This is a genomic window from Streptomyces sp. SAI-135, assembly GCF_029893805.1.
In the GTDB taxonomy this organism is placed as follows: Bacteria; Actinomycetota; Actinomycetes; order Streptomycetales; family Streptomycetaceae; genus Streptomyces.
This window is the reverse complement of sequence record NZ_JARXYP010000002.1, coordinates 2,804,931-2,825,605: the sequence shown is the minus strand read 5'-3', so window position 1 is coordinate 2,825,605 and position 20,675 is coordinate 2,804,931. Positions and strand designations below refer to the sequence as shown.

14 protein-coding genes are annotated in these 20,675 nt (G+C 70.1%); 9 read left to right on the top strand and 5 right to left on the bottom strand.

Translation table 11 applies throughout. The annotated features are described in order from the left end of the window. Positions 1-5: 5 nt before the first annotated feature. Positions 6-923, bottom strand: a complete 918-nt coding sequence (locus M2163_RS17270; RefSeq protein WP_280894377.1) for a phosphatase PAP2 family protein — start codon at positions 921-923, stop codon at positions 6-8. Between the two features lie 131 nt (positions 924-1,054). Next, complete coding sequence (locus M2163_RS17265) at positions 1,055-2,089, bottom strand: LacI family DNA-binding transcriptional regulator (protein WP_280851892.1); 1,035 nt, start codon at positions 2,087-2,089, stop codon at positions 1,055-1,057. A 362-nt stretch (positions 2,090-2,451) separates the two neighbouring features. Between M2163_RS17265 and M2163_RS17260 the strand changes: the two genes are divergently transcribed. The 9 genes from M2163_RS17260 to M2163_RS17220 all read left to right on the top strand — a co-directional run bounded on the left by M2163_RS17260 (position 2,452) and on the right by M2163_RS17220 (position 17,407). Beyond that, positions 2,452-3,720, top strand: coding sequence for an extracellular solute-binding protein (locus M2163_RS17260; RefSeq protein WP_280851893.1), 1,269 nt, complete (start codon positions 2,452-2,454; stop codon positions 3,718-3,720). A 133-nt stretch (positions 3,721-3,853) separates the two neighbouring features. Further along, positions 3,854-4,858, top strand: coding sequence for a sugar ABC transporter permease (locus M2163_RS17255; protein ID WP_280851894.1), 1,005 nt, complete (start codon positions 3,854-3,856; stop codon positions 4,856-4,858). 13 nt (positions 4,859-4,871) lie between these two features. Then, positions 4,872-5,780: an ABC transporter permease subunit gene (locus M2163_RS17250; RefSeq protein WP_280894376.1), complete on the top strand. Its 909-nt coding sequence runs from the start codon at positions 4,872-4,874 to the stop codon at positions 5,778-5,780. A gap of 167 nt (positions 5,781-5,947) precedes the next feature. Further along, positions 5,948-7,609, top strand: a complete 1,662-nt coding sequence (locus tag M2163_RS17245; RefSeq protein WP_280854218.1) for a glycoside hydrolase family 13 protein — start codon at positions 5,948-5,950, stop codon at positions 7,607-7,609. 131 nt (positions 7,610-7,740) lie between these two features. Continuing rightward, complete coding sequence (locus M2163_RS17240) at positions 7,741-8,307, top strand: dihydrofolate reductase family protein (protein ID WP_280851896.1); 567 nt, start codon at positions 7,741-7,743, stop codon at positions 8,305-8,307. Between the two features lie 109 nt (positions 8,308-8,416). Continuing rightward, positions 8,417-9,808 carry an alpha-amylase family protein gene (locus tag M2163_RS17235; RefSeq protein WP_280894375.1) on the top strand — a complete coding sequence of 464 codons (1,392 nt, stop codon included), beginning with the start codon at positions 8,417-8,419 and terminating at the stop codon, positions 9,806-9,808. A 120-nt stretch (positions 9,809-9,928) separates the two neighbouring features. Continuing rightward, a complete protein-coding gene (gene pulA / locus M2163_RS17230; RefSeq protein ID WP_280894374.1) occupies positions 9,929-15,331 on the top strand; it encodes a pullulanase-type alpha-1,6-glucosidase in 5,403 nt (1,800 codons plus the stop codon). A 74-nt stretch (positions 15,332-15,405) separates the two neighbouring features. Next, positions 15,406-17,025, top strand: coding sequence for a fused response regulator/phosphatase (locus M2163_RS17225; RefSeq protein WP_280894373.1), 1,620 nt, complete (start codon positions 15,406-15,408; stop codon positions 17,023-17,025). Between the two features lie 28 nt (positions 17,026-17,053). Further along, positions 17,054-17,407, top strand: coding sequence for an isomerase (locus tag M2163_RS17220; RefSeq protein WP_280894372.1), 354 nt, complete (start codon positions 17,054-17,056; stop codon positions 17,405-17,407). Here the strand turns inward: M2163_RS17220 and M2163_RS17215 are convergent. From M2163_RS17215 to M2163_RS17205, 3 genes are all read right to left on the bottom strand, one after another. Beyond that, positions 17,404-18,093, bottom strand: coding sequence for a TetR/AcrR family transcriptional regulator (locus M2163_RS17215; protein WP_280851900.1), 690 nt, complete (start codon positions 18,091-18,093; stop codon positions 17,404-17,406). The two genes, M2163_RS17220 and M2163_RS17215, sit on opposite strands and share 4 nt — an antisense overlap. Before the next feature lie 77 nt (positions 18,094-18,170). Further along, complete coding sequence (locus M2163_RS17210) at positions 18,171-20,096, bottom strand: hypothetical protein (RefSeq protein WP_280894371.1); 1,926 nt, start codon at positions 20,094-20,096, stop codon at positions 18,171-18,173. Positions 20,097-20,145: 49 nt separating this feature from the next. Next, the gene (locus tag M2163_RS17205; protein WP_280894370.1) at positions 20,146-20,646 is read right to left on the bottom strand and encodes a tetratricopeptide repeat protein; all 501 of its coding nucleotides are present in this window, start codon (positions 20,644-20,646) and stop codon (positions 20,146-20,148) included. Positions 20,647-20,675 lie beyond the last annotated feature (29 nt).

The window sequence follows — 20,675 nt, the reverse complement described above, 5'->3', positions numbered from 1 at the left end:
CCGTGCTACGCGGGTGGGGCGGGCGACCGACGGCCCCGGTCCGGCTGGACCCCGGTGTGCAGCGGGGCGTGCTCGTCCGGCGCGGCGGCCTTCGGCGGCGTGTACGGCACCCTCGGCAAGGCGTACGGCAGCGCCCCGTACCACAGCCGTGCCACCGCGAAGCCGAACAGCAGGCACAGCACGCCGCCGACCGCGTCGAGCCAGAAGTGGTTGGCCGTGGCCACGATGACCACGAGCGTCGCCGCCGGGTAGAGCAGGCCCAGGACGCGCACCCACGGCACCGACGCCAGCGCGAAGATCGTCAGGCCGCACCACAGGGACCAGCCGACGTGCATGGACGGCATCGCGGCGTACTGGTTGGACATGTGCTTCAGGTCGCCGGAGGCCATCGAGCCCCAGGTCTGGTGGACCATGACCGTGTCGACGAAGTCGTCGCCGTTCATCAGCCGCGGGGGCGCGAGCGGATACAGGTAGTAACCGACCAGTGCCACGCCCGTCGTCGCGAAGAGCACCAGACGCGTTGCCGCGTAGCGGCCCGGGTGGCTGCGGTAGAGCCAGACCAGGACGCTCAGTGTCACGAGGAAGTGCAGTGTCGCGTAGTAGTAGTTCATCCCGACGACGAGCCAAGTCGCCGAGTTGACCGCGTGGTTGACGGACTCCTCGACCGCGATGCCGAGGTGGTGCTCCATCCGCCAGATCCAGTCGGCGTTGCGCAGCGCCTCGGCCTTCTGCTCCGGCACCGCGTTGCGGATCTGCGAGTACGTCCAGTAACTCACCGCGATCAGCAGGATCTCGAACCACAGGCGAGGTCGCCGGGGAGCGCGCAGTCGGTGCAGGGGACCCGGCCGGTCCGGGACCGTGCGGGAGTCCGGAGCGGCCGCGTTCTCGCGGTCTTCCAGACTGGTCGCGGTCGAGTCACCCATAGACACAAAGTCTGCCAGAGAAGCCTTACCCCACCGATCATCCTCTGGTCGGGTTCGAGTCGCATGTCCTACGACGGGAAGACTGTCCTTTTCTCCTGCCGGCGCACTGGATCGGGCCCGGTTCCTCCGCCTTACGGACGACCGCGTTCCCCAGGGGCCGAGGCCGTCGAACCCCGCACCACCAGCTCCGGCATGAACACGAACTCGCTGTGCGGCGCGGGCGTTCCGCCGATCTCCTCCAGCAGGGTCCGCACCGCCGCCTGCCCCATGGCCGGCACCGGCTTGCGGACCGTCGTCAGCGGCGGGTCGGTGAAGGCGATCAACGGGGAGTCGTCGAAGCCCACGACCGACACGTCCCGCGGCACCTCGAGGCCCCGCTGCCGGGCCGCCCGTATCGCGCCCAGCGCCATCATGTCGCTCGCGCACACCACCGCCGTGCAGTCCCGGTCGATCAGGGCCGTCGCCGCCGCCTGACCGCCCTCCAGGGTGTACAGCGAGTGCTGGACGAGGTCCGCCTCGACGGTCGCCGCGGCCAGTCCGAGCTGGTCCTGCATGGTGCGCACGAAGCCCTCGATCTTGCGCTGGACCGGCACGAAGCGCTTCGGTCCGAGCGCGAGGCCGATCCGTGTGTGCCCCAGCGACACCAGATGCGTCACCGCCAGCGACATCGCCGCACGGTCGTCGGGGGAGATGAACGGCGCCTGCACCTTCGGCGAGAAGCCGTCCACGAGCACGAACGGCACGCCCTGCGCCCGCAGCTGCTCGTAGCGCTGCATGTCCGCCGAGGTGTCCGCGTGCAGTCCGGAGACGAAGATGATGCCCGCCACGCCCCGGTCGACGAGCATCTCCGTCAGCTCGTCCTCCGTGGAGCCGCCCGGGGTCTGGGTGGCGAGGACCGGGGTGTAGCCCTGCCGGGTCAGCGCCTGGCCGATCACCTGGGCCAGGGCCGGGAATATCGGGTTCTCCAGCTCCGGGGTGATCAGGCCCACCAGGCCCTCGCTGCGCTGCCGCAGCCGCACCGGGCGCTCGTAGCCCAGCACGTCGAGCGCGGCCAGCACGGACTGGCGGGTGGTGGCGGCGACACCCGGCTTCCCGTTGAGGACGCGGCTGACGGTCGCTTCGCTCACCCCCGCCTGAACAGCGATGTCGGCTAGCCGTGTGGTCACGCCACCGGACTGTACCGGCCGTATGGTCATCGCGGTCCCTCTGTTCTGGTCGGCGCCCCTTGTCCCGCAAGGGGATGATTCCCGTACGGGAGGGGGATGGCAAGAGCTTGCAGAGTCTTGCACAACCCGTAGTCATCCCGCTCAGCCCCGTAAAACAAGGGTCTCGTGACGGTCGACGAGGGATCACGGCGGGGTAACTTCCGCAGTCTCTTGCACTTTTTTTCTGCAAGGTCTTTCGCAAGCCTTGCATCGCTGTTACGTTCCCACTCGCCCGGCGGCCGCAACGGCGCAGTCGGCAGGCAGGGACGGCAGACGGGGCCGACACCCTGCACACACGGGCTTTTCACCCTCAAGGAGAACTCATGCGGCGTGGCATAGCGGCCACCGCGCTGGTGGCGTCTTTCGCCCTCGCGGCGACGGCCTGCGGCGGAAGTGACAGCGGCGACAAGGCCGACGGTCCGGTCACCATCACCTGGTGGGACACCTCCAACGCCACCAATGAGGCGCCGACGTACAAGGCCCTGATCAAGGACTTCGAGGCCGCCAACAAGAACATCAAGGTCAAGTACGTCAACGTCCAGTTCGACCAGGCGCAGAACAAGTTCGACACCGCCGCCGGTGCCTCCGGCGCCCCCGACGTGCTGCGCTCGGAGGTCGGCTGGACCCCCGCCTTCGCCAAGAAGGGCTACTTCCTGCCCCTCGACGGCACCGAGGCCCTCGCCGACCAGGCCAAGTTCAAGTCCAACCTGATCGAGCAGGCCAAGTACGACGGCAAGACCTACGGCGTGCCGCTGGTCACCGACACCCTCGCCCTGGTCTACAACAAGCAGCTCTTCGCGAAGGCCGGCGTCGAGGCCCCCAAGACCTGGGACGACCTGAAGAAGGCCGCCGCCACCATCAAGGACAAGACCGGCGTCGACGGCTACTGGGGCTCCACCCAGGCCTACTACGCCCAGACCTTCCTCTACGGCGAGGGCACCGACACCGTCGACGCCTCCGCCAAGAAGATCACCGTGAACTCGGCCGCCGCGAAGAAGGGCTACGGCACCTGGCTGAGCCTCTTCTCCGGCAAGGGCCTGCACAAGGCCGACACCACCGCCGACGCCTACGCCCACATCCAGGACGCGTTCGTCAACGGCAAGGTCGCCGCGATCATCCAGGGCCCCTGGGAGATCACGAACTTCTACAAGGGCTCCGCGTTCGCCGACAAGAACAACCTCGGCATCGCCACCGTCCCGGCCGGTTCCACCGGCAAGGCGGGCGCCCCGACCGGCGGCCACAACCTCTCGGTCTACGCCGGCTCGGACGCCGCCCACCAGAAGGCCGCGCTGAAGTTCGTCAACTTCATGACCTCCGCGAAGTCCCAGTCGGCCATCGCGCTGAAGAACTCCACGCTGCCCACCCGCGACGACGCCTACACCGACCAGGTCAAGGCCGACCCGGGCATCGCCGGCTACGGCACGGTCCTCGCCGCCGCCCAGCCGCGCCCGGCCCTGCCCGAGTACAGCTCCCTGTGGGGCCCGCTGGACACCGAGCTGCCCAAGGTCGCCGGCGGCAAGGAGTCCCTGGACAAGGGGCTGAGCAACGCGGAGACCGCCATCGCCAAGCTGGTGCCGGACTTCAGCAAGTGAGTCCGAGTGGCCGCCGGATCCCCCGGTCAGTGGGGGAGGGATCCGGCGGCCACCGGCCTGCGCCCGGCCACAACGGCGGGCCGCTTCGCCCAGCCACTTCTCAGAGCCGCAGAACTTCCAGAAGGTGTCGAACATGACAGTCGCCATCGACCGCGCCACCGGCAAACGCCACGGTGACCGCGCGCCGCGGCCCGGGCTGGGCCAACGCCTGAAGCACAGCTACCAAAAGCACTGGTACGCCTACGCGATGATCACCCCGGTGGCGATCGTCCTCGGCGTCCTCGTGCTCTACCCCCTGGTCTACGGCGTCTACCTCACCCTCACCGATGCCAACAGCCTCAACACGGCCCGCACGATCGGCGTCAACCACATCGACGCCACCTACAAGTTCATCGGCCTGGACAACTACGCCGACATCCTGTGGGGCGACACGGCCTACGACCGCTTCTGGTCGCACTTCATCTGGACGATCGTCTGGACGGCCCTGTGCGTCGCCCTGCACTACTGCATCGGCCTGGGCCTCGCGCTGCTGCTCAACCAGAAGCTGCGCGGGCGCACCCTCTACCGGCTGATCCTGGTGCTGCCCTGGGCGGTACCGACCTTCGTCACCGTCTTCGGCTGGCGCTTCATGCTCGCCGACGGCGGCATCATCAACAGCGCCCTCGACGCCCTGCATCTGCCGAGCCCGTCCTGGCTGGAGGACACCTTCTGGCAGCGGTTCGCCGCGATCATGGTCAACACCTGGTGCGGAGTGCCGTTCATGATGGTCTCGCTGCTCGGCGGACTCCAGTCCATCGACGCCTCGCTGTACGAGGCCGCCGAGATGGACGGCGCGAGCGCCTGGCAGCGCTTCCGGTACGTCACCCTGCCGGGACTCAGAAGCGTCAGCTCCACCGTCGTACTGCTCGGCATCATCTGGACCTTCAACCAGTTCGCCGTGATCTTCCTGCTGTTCGGCACCACCGCGCCGGACGCGCAGATCCTCGTCACCTGGGCCTACTACCTGGGCTTCGGACAGCAGCCGCGTGACTTCGCGCAGTCGGCGGCCTACGGCATCCTGCTGCTGGCCATCCTGATCGTCTTCACCTCCTTCTACCGCCGCTGGCTGAACCGCAATGACCAGCAGCTCGCGATCTGAGGCAGGAGCTCCCATGAGTACGACCACAGTCGAGACCTCCACCGCGGTGCCCGAGGCCGGCTCCGCCGAGGCGCCCCGCCGGATCCGCCGCCGCGGTGAGCAGAGCCTCGCCGGCTCCCTCGCCTCGCACGGCATCCTGATCGTCGCGAGCCTCATCGCGCTCTTCCCGATCTCCTGGCTGGTCTTCCTGTCCCTGGGCCCGGACAAGGACGACTACCTCCACCCGGGTGGCATCTGGAAGAAGATGACGTTCGACAACTACTCGTTCGTCCTTCAGCACACCGAGTTCTTCAGCTGGCTCAAGAGCTCGCTGATCGTCTCGCTGGGCACCACGGTGATCGGGGTGCTGATCGCCGCGACCACCGGGTACGCCGTCTCCCGGATGCGCTTCCCGGGCTACCGCAAGTTCATGTGGGTCCTCCTGGTCACCCAGATGTTCCCGGTGGCCGTCCTCATGGTGCCGATGTACCAGATGCTCTCGGACCTGAAGCTCATCGACAGCTACCTCGGGCTCATCCTGGTGTACTGCACGACGGCGGTGCCGTACTGCGCCTGGCTGCTCAAGGGGTACTTCGACACCATCCCGTTCGAGATCGACGAGGCCGGACGCGTCGACGGGCTGACCCCCTTCGGCACCTTCGCGCGGCTGATCCTGCCGCTCGCCAAGCCCGGTCTCGCGGTCGCCGCGTTCTACAGCTTCCTCACCGCCTTCGGCGAGGTCGCCTTCGCCTCGACGTTCATGCTGTCCGACACCAAGTACACCTTCGCGGTCGGGCTCCAGAGCTTCGTGAGTGAGCACGACGCCCAGCGGAACCTGATGGCCGCGACGGCGGTGCTGATCGCGATACCGGTGTCGGCGTTCTTCTACCTCGTGCAGAAGAACCTGGTGACCGGCCTGACGGCGGGCGGCACGAAGGGGTAGCGCGCCCGTTGTCCGGCTGCGGCGCCGTCGTGGCTTGTCGCGCAGTTCCCCGCGCCCCTTGAAAGACCCGAGGCGGCCGCAGTGTCCATCCGACCCCGCTGTCACTGCGGCCGCCTCGTCACCCTCATACCTTTGACCTGATGAACCCGTTACGTACCAAGGACGCCATGAGCCAGCAGCACTCCGCCCTCGCCCCGGCCCCCCACTCCGCCGAAGCCAAGCGCAGCGACTGGTGGCGGGACGCGGTGATCTACCAGGTCTATCCGCGCAGCTTCGCCGACAGCAACGGCGACGGCATGGGCGACCTGGAAGGCATCCGCACCCGACTGCCGTACCTGCGCGACCTCGGCGTGGACGCCGTGTGGCTCAGCCCCTTCTACGCCTCCCCGCAGGCCGACGCCGGCTACGACGTCGCCGACTACCGGGCCGTGGACCCCATGTTCGGCAACCTCCTGGACGCCGACGCACTGATCCGCGACGCCCGCGGGCTCGGGCTCAGGGTCATCGTCGACCTGGTGCCCAACCACTCCTCCGACCAGCACGAGTGGTTCAAGCGCGCGGTCGCCGAGGGCCCCGGATCGCCCCTGCGGGACCGCTACCACTTCCGCCCCGGCAAGGGCGAGAACGGCGAACTCCCGCCCAACGACTGGGAGTCCATCTTCGGCGGCCCCGCCTGGACCCGTGTCGCGGACGGCGAGTGGTACCTGCACCTCTTCGCTCCCGAGCAGCCCGACTTCAACTGGGACCACCCGGCCGTCGGCGACGAGTTCCGCTCGATCCTGCGCTTCTGGCTGGACATGGGCGTGGACGGCTTCCGCATCGACGTGGCCCACGGCCTGGTGAAGGCGGAGGGGCTTCCCGACCTTGGATCCCACGACCAGGTGAAGCTTCTGGGCAACGATGTCATGCCGTTCTTCGACCAGGACGGCGTCCACGAGATCTACCGCCAGTGGCGTCTGATCCTCGACGAGTACTCCGGCGAGCGCATCTTCGTGGCCGAGGCCTGGACCCCGACCGTCGAGCGCACCGCGAACTACGTCCGCCCCGACGAGCTGCACCAGGCGTTCAACTTCCAGTACCTCGCCACCGCGTGGGACGCCGGGGAGCTGCGCGGGGTCATCGACCGCACCCTGGAGGCCATGCGCCCGGTCGGCGCCCCGGCCACCTGGGTGCTCTCCAACCACGACGTCACCCGCCACGCCACCCGCTTCGCCAACCCGCCCGGTCTGGGCACCCAGATCCGCACGGCGGGGGACCGGGAGCTCGGGCTGCGCCGCGCCCGCGCCGCCACGCTGCTCATGCTGGCGCTGCCCGGATCGGCGTACATCTACCAGGGCGAGGAGCTCGGCCTGCCCGACGTCGTCGACCTCGCCGACGAGGACCGCCAGGACCCGGCGTACTTCCGCGGCGCGGGCCAGGACGGCTTCCGCGACGGCTGCCGGGTGCCGATCCCCTGGACGCGCGAGGGATCGTCGTACGGCTTCGGCACGGGCGGCAGCTGGCTGCCCCAGCCGTCGGAGTGGGCCGAGCTGAGCGTGGAGGCGCAGACCGGCGACCCGGGCTCCACCCTGGAGCTGTACCGCTCGGCCCTCGCCGTCCGCCGGGCCCAGCCCGACCTGGGCGCCGGTGACGCGGTCGAGTGGCTGCGGGCACCCGAGGGCGTCCTGGCCTTCCGGCGCGGCGAGTTCGTCTGCGTCGCGAACACCACCGGCGAGTCGGTGACGACCCCGGCGTACGGCCGTCTGCTGCTCGCCAGCGGGGAGGTCGCCGAGGTCGACGGGGACGCCAAGGTGCCGGCCGACACGACCGTGTGGTGGACGACCGCCTGAGCACCCGCAGCGTGAATCACCGGGCCCCGAGCGGGCCCGGTGATTCTTTTCTCCGGCGTGTCGATCGGCGGAGCCCGCGTTCGACGCTTGGGTGAAGGGGCGAACAGCGCCCCCGGTACCGAGGAGAGACCATGAAGATCCGCGCCCGGATGAGCACGAGTGCCGACGGCTACGTGACCACCCCGAACGGCTGGCCCGCGCACACCGCCGACCCCGCGTTCGTCTCCGGCCAGAGCCACGGCATCCGCGAGTTCCTGGCCGACTGCGAGGCCGCCCTCATGGGCCGTACGACCTTCGAGCCCGCCCTCACCAACAATCGCTGGCCCTGGCCCGCCCTCGACGTGTTCGTCCTCGCCTCGCACCGCCCGGAGAACACCCCCGACCACGTCACCACCGACAGCGACCCGGCCCGGCTGCTGGAGCGCATCCGCGCCGCCAACCGGGGCGGCGACGTCCATCTCATCGGCGGTCCGCGGACCATCGCCACCTTCCACGCCCTCGGCGCGCTCGACCGCCTCGAACTGGTCGTCCTGCCCATGCTGTTCGGCGGCGGCATGCAGCTCACCCCGGCGCTCAGCCCCGAGGCCGGCCTCACCTTCGAGAGCCAACGGGCCCTGCCCGGCGGGTCGGTGGAGATCGTCTACTCCTGCGGGGGCAGCCGCGGCGACCTCCCCGGCAGGCCCGCCAGCCAAGTGTGAAAGTTCTTGCCGTTACTTTCTCGACTCTTGCTGTAAACATTTCAACAGCGGTACGTTCTCGCCGGCGCCGGGCAAAGAAGCCCGGCCGTCGCGTAAGGAGAACCCCCACGTGATACCGAGAAGGTCCGCAAGAGCCACCGTCACCGCCGCGGCGACCGTGCTCGCCGCCACGGTCGCCGTCCTGACCCCCACCGCCGCGCAGGCCTCCCCGCCGGGCACCAAGGACGTCACCGCAGTCCTCTTCGAATGGAACTTCGCCTCCGTCGCCAAGGAGTGCACCAACACCCTCGGCCCCGCCGGATACGGCTACGTCCAGGTCTCCCCGCCCGCCGAGCACATCCAGGGCTCGCAGTGGTGGACCTCGTACCAGCCCGTCAGCTACAAGATCGCGGGCCGGCTGGGTGACCGTACGGCCTTCCAGAACATGGTGAACACCTGCCACGCGGCCGGTGTGAAGGTCGTCGTCGACGCCGTCGTCAACCACATGTCCGCGGGCAGCGGCACCGGCACCGGCGGGTCGTCGTACACGAAGTACAACTACCCCGGGCTCTACTCGTCGTACGACTTCGACGACTGCACCAGCCAGGTGAGCAACTACGCCGACCGCTGGAACGTCCAGCACTGCGAGCTGGTCGGCCTGGCCGACCTCGACACCGGTGAGTCGTACGTCCGCGGGGCGATCGCCGGGTACCTGAACGACCTGCTCACCCTCGGCGTCGACGGCTTCCGCATCGACGGGGCCAAGCACATCGACACCGCCGACCTCGCCAACATCAAGTCCCGGCTGACCAACCCGTCGGTGTACTGGAAGCAGGAGGTCATCTACGGCAGCGGGGAGGCCGTCCAGCCCACCGAGTACACCGGCAACGGGGACGTCCAGGAGTTCCGCTACGCCTACGACCTCAAGCGGGTCTTCAACAACGAGAACCTCGCCTACCTGAAGAACTACGGCGAGGGCTGGGGTTACATGAGCAGCTCGGTCGCCGGTGTCTTCGTCGACAACCACGACACCGAGCGCAACGGCTCCACCCTCAGCTACAAGGACGGCGCCAACTACACCCTGGCCAACGTGTTCATGCTCGCCTACCCGTACGGCGCCCCGGACATCAACTCCGGCTACGAGTGGTCCGACACGGACGCGGGGCCGCCCAGCAACGGCTCGGTGGGCGCGTGTTGGCAGAACGGCTGGAAGTGCCAGCACGCCTGGCCGGAGATCCTGCGCATGGTCGCCTTCCGCAACGCCGTCCGCGGGGAGTCGGTCACCAACTGGTGGGACAACGGCGGCGACGCGATCGCCTTCGGGCGGGGCGCCAAGGGATACGTCGCCATCAACCACGAGTCGAGCGGCCTGAGTCGTACCTACCAGACCTCGCTGCCCGCCGGGACGTACTGCAACGTGCAGAACAACACGACGGTGACCATTAACTCCAGCGGCCAGTTCACCGCCACCCTCGGCGCCAACACGGCGCTCGCCATCTACGCCGGCAAGTCGAGCTGCTGAACACCCCGGCACTGAAAGTTCTTGCCAGCTGTTTCAGGACTCTTGCTGTAATCCTTACGGCGGCGATACGGTCACGCGGGGTCGGACCCACGTAGAGCCGCAATCGCAAGGAGTCCATCCGTGATACCGAGATGGCCGGTGCCGCCCAGGCGCCGTACCACCCAGGCCGGACGGGTCGCCGCGGTCACCGTGACCGCGCTGGCCGCAGCGCTCGTCCAGCCGCTGTCCGCCCGGGCGGACACCCCTCCGCCACCGCCCTCCGACACGAAGCTCGCTGCGGAACCGGCCCGGCACGACGACACCCGTGAGCAGTTCTACTTCGTCCTGCCGGACCGTTTCGCCAACGGTGACACGGGCAACGACCGGGGCGGGCTCACCGGTTCACGGCTGAGCACCGGGTACGACCCCACCGACAAGGGGTTCTACCAGGGCGGCGACCTCAAGGGCCTCACGAAGAGGCTCGACTACATCAAGGGCCTCGGCACCACCTCCATCTGGATGGCCCCGATCTTCAAGAACCGGCCCGTCCAGGGGACGGGGGCCAACGCCTCGGCCGGCTACCACGGTTACTGGATCACCGACTTCACCCAGGTCGACCCGCACTTCGGCACCAACAAGGACCTGGAGACCCTGATCTCCAAGGCGCACGCCAAGGGCATGAAGGTCTTCTTCGACGTCATCACCAACCACACGGCCGACGTCGTCGACTACGAGGAGAAGTCCTACGACTACCTCTCCAAGGGTGCCTTCCCGTACCTGACGAAGGACGGCGAGCCCTTCGACGACGCGGACTACGCGTCCGGGGACCGGAAGTTCCCGGCGGTCGACGCCGACTCCTTCCCGCGCACCCCGACGGTCACCGGCACGGACGCCAAGGTCCCCGCCTGGCTCAACGACCCGACGATGTACCACAACCGCGGCGACTCCACCTACGCCGGCGAGTCCACCACCTACGGCGACTTCTCCGGCCTCGACGACCTGTGGACCGAGCGTCCCGAGGTCGTGAAGGGCATGGAGAGGATCTACCAGCGCTGGGTCCGCGACTTCGACATCGACGGCTTCCGGATCGACACCGTGAAGCACGTCAACATGGAGTTCTGGACCCAGTGGGCCACCGCCCTCGACGCCTACGCGGCCGAGCAGGGCCGGAAGAACTTCTTCATGTTCGGCGAGGTCTACTCCGCCGACACCTCGATCACTTCGCCGTACGTCACCCAGGGCCGTCTCGACGCCACGCTGGACTTCCCCTTCCAGGAGGCGGCACGGCAGTACGCCTCCCAGGGCGGCAGCGCGCGGAAGCTCGCCTCCGTCTTCGGCGACGACTACAAGTACACGACCGACAAGGCCAACGCGTACGAGCAGGTCACCTTCCTCGGCAACCACGACATGGGCCGCATCGGGTACTTCCTGAACCAGGACAACCCGAAGGCCACCGACGCCGAACTGCTCGCCAAGGACAAGCTCGCCAACGAGCTGATGTTCCTCAGCCGCGGCAACCCCGTCGTCTACTACGGCGACGAGCAGGGCTTCACCGGCGCGGGCGGCGACAAGGACGCCCGCCAGACGATGTTCGCCTCGAAGACCGCCGACTACCTCGACGACGACGAGATCGGCACCGACCGCACCCACGCGAGCGACGCGTACGACCCGAGCGCGCCGCTGTACCGGCAGATCGCCGCACTCGCCAAGCTCCGCAAGGCCAACCCGGCGCTGACCGACGGCGTCCAGGAGGAGCGGTACGCGGCCGACGGGGCCGGGATCTACGCCTTCTCCCGCACCGACGCGAGGACCGGCCAGGAGTACGTCGTCGCCTTCAACAACGCAGGCGAGGCCAAATCGGCGACGTTCGCGACCGGTTCGCCGGACATGCGGTTCTCCGGCATCTACGGGACGTCCGCGAAAGCGACCTCCGACGCCGACAGGAAGATCACCGTCACCGTCCCCGCCGGTTCCGCGATCGTCCTCAAGGCGGCCGGCAGACTCGCCGGTCCCGCCACGAAGCCGGCCCTCACCCTCAGGGCCCCGGCCGCTGGCGCCACCGGCACCGTCGAGCTCACCGCCGACGTGGACGGCGGACAGCTCAACCGCGTCGTCTTCGCGGCGCAGGTGGGCAACGGCAAGTGGCGGACGCTGGGTTCGGCGGACCACGCCCCGTACAAGGTCACGCAGACCATCGGAAAGGACGTGAAGGCCGGAACCGCCCTGCGCTACAAGGCAGTTGTGGTCGACTCGGCCGGCCGCACGGCTGCCGCGACCGCCTCGTCGGAGACCGGCACCCCGCCCGCCGAGGAGACCCCCACCGCCTCCTCCCGCGACTACGCCGTCGTCCACTACAAGCGCACCGACGGCGACTACGACAACTGGGGCCTGTACGCGTGGGGCGACCTCGCCGACGGCGAGTCCACCACCTGGCCCGCGAGCCACCCCTTCGCCGGCCGGGACGCCTACGGCGCCTTCGCCTACGTCAAGCTGAAGCCCGGCGCCTCGAACGTCGGCTTCCTCGTCATCGACAAGGACGGGAACAAGGACGTCTCCACCGACCGCACGATCGACGTCACCAAGACCGGTGAGATCTGGATCGAGCAGGGCAAGGCGGACGTCCGCACCGAGCGGCCGGACTACCCGGCGCAGGACAGGACCAAGGCCGTCGTCCACTACCACCGCGCCGACGGGAACTACGACGGCTGGGGCCTGCACGTCTGGACGGGCGCCGCGAACCCCACCGACTGGTCGAAGCCGTTGCAGCCGGTGCGGACCGACGCCTACGGCGCGGTTTTCGAGGTGCCGCTCACCGACGGTGCCACCAGCCTCAGTTACATCATCCACAAGGGTGACGAGAAGGACCTGCCCACCGACCAGTCCCTGGACCTCACGGCGAACGGCCACGAGGTGTGGCTGCTGAACGGCCAGGAGAAGTACCTGCTCCCGCAGCCCGCGGGCTCCGCGGCCGCCCTCGACCTGACCACGTCCAAGGCGGTCTGGATCGACCGGAACACGGTCGCCTGGAACGGCTCCGACGCCGCCGCCTCCACCCAGCTCCTCTACAGCCGCGACGGCTCGATCGCGGTCAAGGACTCCGCGCTGACCAGCGACGACGAGCGCTGGCTGCGGCTGAGCAGGACCAGCCTCACCGACGCCCAGAAGGAGAAGTTCCCGCACCTGAAGGCGTACACCGCCTGGACCGTCGACGCCCGTGACCGCGACCGGGTCCGCGAGGCCCTCGGCGGCCAGGTCGTCGCCTCCCAGCGGGCCGCGAACGGCGCCGTCCTCGCGGCGACCGGCGTTCAGATCGCCGGCGTCCTCGACGACCTGTACGCGAGCGCGACCAAGGCCGACCTCGGGCCGACGTTCGACAGGAGCGGCCGTCCCACGCTGTCGGTGTGGGCGCCGACCGCGCAGAGCGTCGCCCTGGAACTCGACGGCTCCACGGTGCGGATGAAGCGCGACGCGAGGACCGGCGTCTGGTCCGTCACCGGGCCGAGGTCCTGGAAGGGCAAGGAGTACCGGTACGTCGTGAAGGTCTGGGCGCCCAGCGTCCGGAAGGTCGTCACCAACAAGGTCACCGACCCCTACTCGGTCGCCCTCACCGCCGACTCCGAGCGCAGCCTCGTGGTCGACCTCGACGACAGGTCCCTCGCCCCGAGCGGCTGGACGTCGTACACCAAGCCCAGGGCCGTCCCCCTCAAGGACGCCGAGATCCAGGAGCTGCACATCCGGGACTTCTCCGTCGCCGACAGGACGGCGGGCCACCCCGGTACGTATCTCGCGTTCACCGACAAGGACAGCGACGGCTCCCGGCACCTGAGGGAGCTGGCGAAGGCGGGCACCTCGTACGTGCACCTGCTGCCGGCGTTCGACATCGCGACCATCCCGGAGAAGAAGGCCGACCAGGCGACCGCCGACTGCGCCCTCGCCTCCTACCCGGCCGACTCCGACCAGCAGCAGGAGTGCGTCGCGAAGGCCGCCGCCAAGGACGCCTACAACTGGGGCTACGACCCGTACCACTACACAGTCCCCGAGGGCTCCTACGCCACCGACCCGGACGGCACCGGCCGCACGGTCGAGTTCCGGAGGATGGTCAAGTCCCTCAACGAGGACGGGCTCGGCGTCGTCATGGACGTCGTCTACAACCACACCGCGGCGAGCGGACAGGCCGCCACGAGCGTGCTCGACCGGATCGTCCCCGGCTACTACCAGCGACTCCTCGCCGACGGCTCGGTCGCCAACAGCACCTGCTGTGCCAACACCGCGACCGAGAACGCCATGATGGGCAAGCTGGTCGTCGACTCGATCGTCACCTGGGCCAAGGAGTACAAGGTCGACGGCTTCCGCTTCGACCTCATGGGCCACCACCCCAAGGCCAACATCCTGGCCGTCCGCAAGGCCCTCGACACCCTCACCCTCAAGAAGGACGGCGTCGACGGCAAGAAGATCATCCTCTACGGCGAGGGCTGGAACTTCGGCGAGGTCGCCGACGACGCCCGCTTCGTGCAGGCCACCCAGAAGAACATGGCCGGCACCGGCATCGCCACCTTCTCCGACCGCGCCCGTGACGCCGTGCGCGGCGGCGGCCCCTTCGACGAGAACCCCGGCGTCCAGGGCTTCGCTTCCGGGCTGTACACCGACCCCAACTCCTCCAAGAACAACGGCACCCCGGAGGAACAGAAGGCCCGGCTCCTGCACTACCAGGACCTCATCAAGGTGGGTCTGTCCGGCAACCTCGCCCGGTACCGCTTCACCGACACCGACGGCAAGGAGGTCACCGGCGCCCAGGTCGACTACAACGGACAGCCCGCCGGATACGCCGACGCGCCCGGCGACGCCCTCGCCTACGCCGACGCGCACGACAACGAGTCGCTGTTCGACGCGCTGACCTACAAGCTGCCCGCCGGCACCGGCGCCTTTGACCGGGCCAGGATGCAGGTCCTCGCCATGGCCACGGCCGCCCTCTCGCAGGGCCCGGCGCTCTCCCAGGCCGGAACCGACCTGCTGCGCTCCAAGTCCCTGGACCGCAACTCCTTCGACAGCGGCGACTGGTTCAACGCGATCCACTGGAACTGCCAGGACGGCAACGGCTTCGGCCGCGGACTGCCCATGGCGGCCGACAACGCCTCCAAGTGGCCGTACGCGAAGCCCCTGCTGGGCTCGGTGAAGGTCGGCTGCGCCCAGATCGAGGGGGCGTCGGCCGCGTACCAGGACCTGCTGCGGATCCGTACGACGGAGAAGGCCTTCTCGCTCGGCACCGCGGACCAGGTGCAGTCGCGGCTGTCCTTCCCGCTGTCCGGGAAGGACGAGACGCCGGGAGTGATCACCATGGAACTCGGTGACCTGGTCGTCGTCTTCAACGCGACACCGAAGGCACAGGACCAGCGGGTCGCCGCCCTTGCCGGAAGCGCCTACCGGCTGCACCCCGTGCAGGCGGCGGGGGCGGACTCCACCGTCAAGGAGGCGTCCTACGACAAGGAATCCGGTACCTTCGCCGTCCCGGCCAGGACCGTGGCTGTTTTCATCCGCCATCCCTAGCCGAAGGCATTACCGTGGTGGAGCAGACCCCGAACCCCGGTCTGCTCCACCAGTGTTGCCCGAGGGGGTGACGGATGGGCGCGAAAGGCAAGCCGACCGGCACGACCGTCATGGTCGTGGACGACGTGGAGGCCAGCCGGTACGCCGTGGGTACCGTGCTGAGCCGGGCGGGGCACCGGGTCGTCCCGGTCGCCACCGGCGGCGAGGCCCTCGCCGAACTCGACACCCGGCTGCTCAAGGGCACCCTGCCGGACGTGGCGCTCATCGACGTGGGCCTGCCCGACATGAGCGGCTTCGACCTGTGCCGGCTGTTCAAGGAACGCCCGCACACGGCCGGGATGCCCGTCGTGCACTTCTCGGCCGCGGCCTCGCCCCCGGCCGACTTCTGCCAGGGCCTGGACGCGGGCGTCGAGGCCTATCTGAAGGTGCCCGCCGAGCCCCTGGAGATCGAGGCGGTGGTCCGGGCCGCCGTACGCAACGCGCAACTGCGGGCCGGCGACCGGGCGCTCGTACGGCGGCTCACCCTGCTCTCCGAGACGATCGTCACCATCCAGTCCGCCCGCACCCTCCAGGAACTGTCCGACGCGGCCGCCGAGGGTGTCTCACGGCTCACCGGGACCCCCGCCGCGGTCTTCGTCCTCGACCAGGACGACCAGCTCTACCGCGGTCTGTCCCGCGACCGTGTCCCCGTGGCGCTGCCCGGCGAGGACGCCGACCGGGCCGTCGCGGGACTGCTGCGCCGGCTCACCCGGGGGCAGGCCGGAGCGCAGCTGACCACCGTGCCGGCGCCGCTGTGGCCCGCCGGGTACTTCCGGCCCGGCGTCGAGCACGACGCCCGCCTCGCGCTCGTCGTCACCCAGGACGGCCGGGCCCCGGTGTGCCTGGCCGCGCCCGCGCGCGGGATGCGCAGGGTCGGCCTGGAGGGCGAGGCGCTGCTGGCCCAGCTCGCGCAGGCCACCGCGCTGGCCGCCGAGCCGCTGCTCATGTACAAGGTCGAGCGGCATGTCGCCCTCACCCTCCAGCACAGCTTCCTGCCCCAGCCGCACCGGCTGCCCGACCTGCCGGGCATCGACGTCGTGGTCCGGTACGTCCCCGCCTCCCGGCAGACCGAGATCGGCGGCGACTTCTACGCCGCGCTGCGGGTGGACGAGGGCGTGCTGACCGCGGTCGGCGACGTCGTGGGGCACTCCCTGGACGCGGCGACCGTCATGGTCGAGCTCCGGCACGCGCTGCGCGCCTACGCCGTCGACGAGAGCGACCCTGCCGTGCTCGCCGAGCGCCTCGACCGGACGCTTCGGCGCTACCACCCCGACACCACGGCCACCGTCTGCCTGGCCCTGATCGACCCCGACACCGGGCGCACCCGGATCGCCAACGCGGGGCACATCCCGCCGCTGATCGTCCGCGACACCGGTACCGCCCACTTCGCCGAGGCGGCCGGCCCGCTGCTCGGGGTCGGCCTGCCCCACCCGCCGGCCACCGAAGTGCTCCTCGAACCCACCGACCGGCTCCTCATGGTCACCGACGGGCTCATCGAGACCCGCGGCACCGACCTCACGGCCTCCCTGGAACAGCTGCGCGCGGCCTCCGCGGGAGCCCTGCCAGGACTCGACGCGCTGTGCGACACCCTCCTGGACACCTTCGGCCACGACCGGGACGACGACATCGCCATGCTGGCCCTGCGGCTAGGGTGACGGTTGTCGCCCTGGAACAGGAGTACCCATGCCGCAGATCACCGTCGAACGCTCCCCGTATCTCGACCACGTCGACTGGGAGGAGTTCGCCCTGGCACTGCACCAGCTCGTCGTCGAGACGGCGGACGCGAAGCTTGAGGCGTGCAAGACCCGGGTGCTGCGCGGCGAGGACGAGGCGGTGGGCGGCGAGAAGGAGAACCACGCGATCGTGAACGTCACGCTCGCCCTGCTCGCCGGACGGTCCGAGGAGACCAAGGCGAAGCTCGCCGGGGCCGTCGTGGAACTGCTGCGCAAGCACGTGGGCCCCGCGGACGGCCTCACCGTGCACCTCTCCGCCGAGGTGCGCGACCTGGACCCCTCGTACACCAAGGCCGTGCTCTAGGAGGCCAGGGTGATCAGCCGGGCCGCCAGGTCGGTGAACGGGCCGTCGTGCGGTTCGTCCTTGAGCATGCGGCGCAGCAGCGCGGTCATCTCCTCGTCGTAGGCGGCGGCGACCGCGGCCAGGGCGGCGAAGTCGTGCACGAGCTGGACCTCCAGCTCGGCGCGCGGGATGCGGCGGCCGTCCAGCCAGATCAGGGCCGTCGACTCGACGAGCGAGATCCAGGAGCGGATGAGCAGTTCCAGTCGCGCGGGCGGCTCCGTCACCCGCAGGTGCGCCAGGATCTGCTCGTAGGCGACCTGCCGTACGGAGTCGATGAGCGCGTTCGTCGCCGACGAGCCGACCGCCGGGCCGCCGCGCATCAACGCCGAGAAGCCGGGCCCGTGTTCGTCCACGAAGTCGAAGAACCGCCGCATCACCCGCAGCAGCCGACCGCCCAGCGGCCCCTCGTGCGGTTCCTCGAACCGGCTCGCCAGATCCTGGGCGGCCCGCCTCAACGCGGCCTCGTACAGGCTGAGTTTGCCGGGGAAGTAGTGGTAGACGAGCGGGCGCGAGATACCGGCCGCCGACGCTATCTCGTCGATGGACACCTCGTCGGGCGAGCGGCGGGCGAACAGTTCGAGGGCGACGCCGATCAACTGCTGACGCCGTTCCTCGACGCCCATTCTTCGACGGACCCCGGTTGTCATACGAACACCTTACCGATCGAATCCGGCCTGGAACGGACCGGTTCGGTCGACGAGGTTCACCTGTGAGGCGTCGGCAGCTACCGGAGCCCGCCGACCGTCCGCCCGTCCTCCAGGACTCCCTTCAGCTCGGCCTGGGCCCCCTGCCGCGTCCGCACGGCCAGCAGACGGCCCTGCGCGGAACCCGTCACCCCGCCCGTCGCACTGATCGAGGAGGTGCCCCGGCTCCCCGCCGCCAGCAGGTACCAGGAGCCGGTCCCCGACTTCCACAGCACCCCGGCAAGGACCTGCGGATCCTTCGCCCCGCACGCCGGTACGTTCTCCGCCTTCGCCGCGACCGCCCCGTACGTCGAACCCGGCGCGTGGAACTGGGCCAGCACCCGCTCCCCGCCGCCCTGCCAGGTCTCGGCCCGGGTGCACACCCAGTCCGCCGAGCCGCTCGCGTCGGGCAGCGGCTGCGAGGCGTAGGCCCAGGCGTTCACCTCGCGCACGCCCGAGGAGCGCATCGCGCCGAGCGAGCAGGCGTACGGCGCCCAGGCGCGCAGCGCCTCCGCTCCGGACGCGTCCTTCACGGACCCGGGACGGCCGGTGGTGAGGCGGGCCGGAACCAGTTCGCCGAGGTCGGTCAGCAGCCGGGTACCGGTCGCGTCCGTCAGCTGGAGCACGTTCCAGGAGGTGCAGGCGCCGCTCTGCGCGGGGCCCGCCATCGGTGCCGTGGCGCCCTTGGTCAGCGTGAGGTCCATGGCGCCGGCGCCCGGCTTCAGCAGGTCGCGCTCGGCGGCCTTCGTCACCCAGGGGGCCGTCAGATAGCGGATGTTGCCGTCTGCGCGGCCGAGCACGACCGCGCTCGACCCGGCCCGGTCCGCGCTGTCGACCCGGGCGAAGTCGAGGGCGGCGCCCTGGGTGCCGTCCCGCGGCTCGGCGTAGCGGACAATGCGCAGACCGTCGTGGAGGAGCACCACGCGCGCGTTGTCGACGGTTCCGGCGTACAGGAGCTGCGGCGGGCCGGAGGGGCCGCCCGAGGGGGTGCCGGGGGTCGCGGAGACCTGGACGCTCTCGCCGGGGCGGGCCCAGACGGCGAGGGCGCGGCGCAGCAGGGCGTTGTCGCCGGTGAGGTCGCCGCGCGCGGGCCACACCGAGAAGTCGGTGCGCGCCGACGACTCCCACGCGGCGGCCGGGACCTTGAGCAGCAGGGCCGGGTTCAGGGCGGCCTGGGCGGCGGGGTTCTGCGCGTACGGGGGCGCGGCGGCGCCGTCGGGGCCCCAGCCGTCGCCCGGCATGCCGAGCAGCGCCCCGCACACCGCGACGGCCGCCGCGGCGGCGAGCGCGGCCTTCATGTGCTGCCTGCGCCGCATCAGGTCGGTGGGCCGGGCCTGGAGCGAACAGGGGTCGAACTCGGGGGAGTCGAGGAGGGCGTACCGGTCCTCGGTCCCGGCGGCCTCCTCGAGCGCCGCGTCCACGTCGGTCACGCCCGCCGCCGTCAGCAGCTCCCGTACGTCGCCGTCGGGCAGCTTCTCCAGGCCGCGCAGGACACAGGCGGCGCGGGCCGGTCCCGACATGGCCGACAGGCGCTGGTCCAGGGCGAGTTCGTCGGCCCCACCGGAGCGCGGGAAGAGCCTCAGGCCCCACACCTGGGGGAGCAGCGGCGGGAGTTGGGAGCGCCTGGGCCATGCCCGGCGCCTGAGCGGCAGGCCGGCCTCCAGCGCCGTACGCACCACCTGGAGACGGACGAAGGCGTAGCCCGGGTCGCCCTCGCGGCCGGCCGACTGGGCCGGGATCACGGGCGTCGCCGTCCGGCCCCGCGGCAGGGCACGCTGGGTGAGGGCGTGCGCGGTCAGCACCCGTCGGCCCCGGCCGAGGCCCGGCGGCAGCACCAGATAGGCGATCCGGACCAGCCGGGGGTAGTGCTCGACGAGCGCGGCCTCGGCCTGCTCGACATCGACGACGGGGTCGGCGGCGGAGCCGGAACCGGGTGCGGGGCGCGGGGCGACATCCTGTGACTGCACGTTCAGCAGAACGAGCGAATCGTTGGTTGGTCACCGCCGCCCGGACGAATCAGGCCTCCGGTTCGACCAGGGCGCGCGCGTAGTTGGCCATCGACCGCTGGTAGCGCGGCAGATGGGGGGCGAGCGCGCCCAGGACCAGGGAGAGCCCCTCGCGGTCCCGGCCGAGGCTGGACAGGCACAGCGCGAGCGTGGCGCGTACCGCGTCGTCCAACTCGTCGGACGGGCCGTCCAGTTCGGGCGTGAGCAGTTTGACGCCCTCCTCCGCCTGCCCGATGTTCCGCAGGGAGCTCGACAGTTGGATCTTGGCGCGCCGCCCCTTGTACCCGTGCAGCCCCTTCGCGAGCGCCTCCCGGTACAGCGGGACCGCCTTGTCGGAGTGCCCGGTCGAGTCCCAGGCGCAGGCCCGCTCGAAGGGGCCGTCCGGGCTGTCGTCCGGCAGCTCGGCCACGAGCGCGTCGATCACGGCGCGGAACTCGGCCGCCCGCTCCTCGGGATATTCGTCGAAGGTCGCCCAGGCGGCGTCGACCCGCTTCTCCCAGTCATCGTTCACCGGCACACTTTCGCACAGCCGTACCCGTG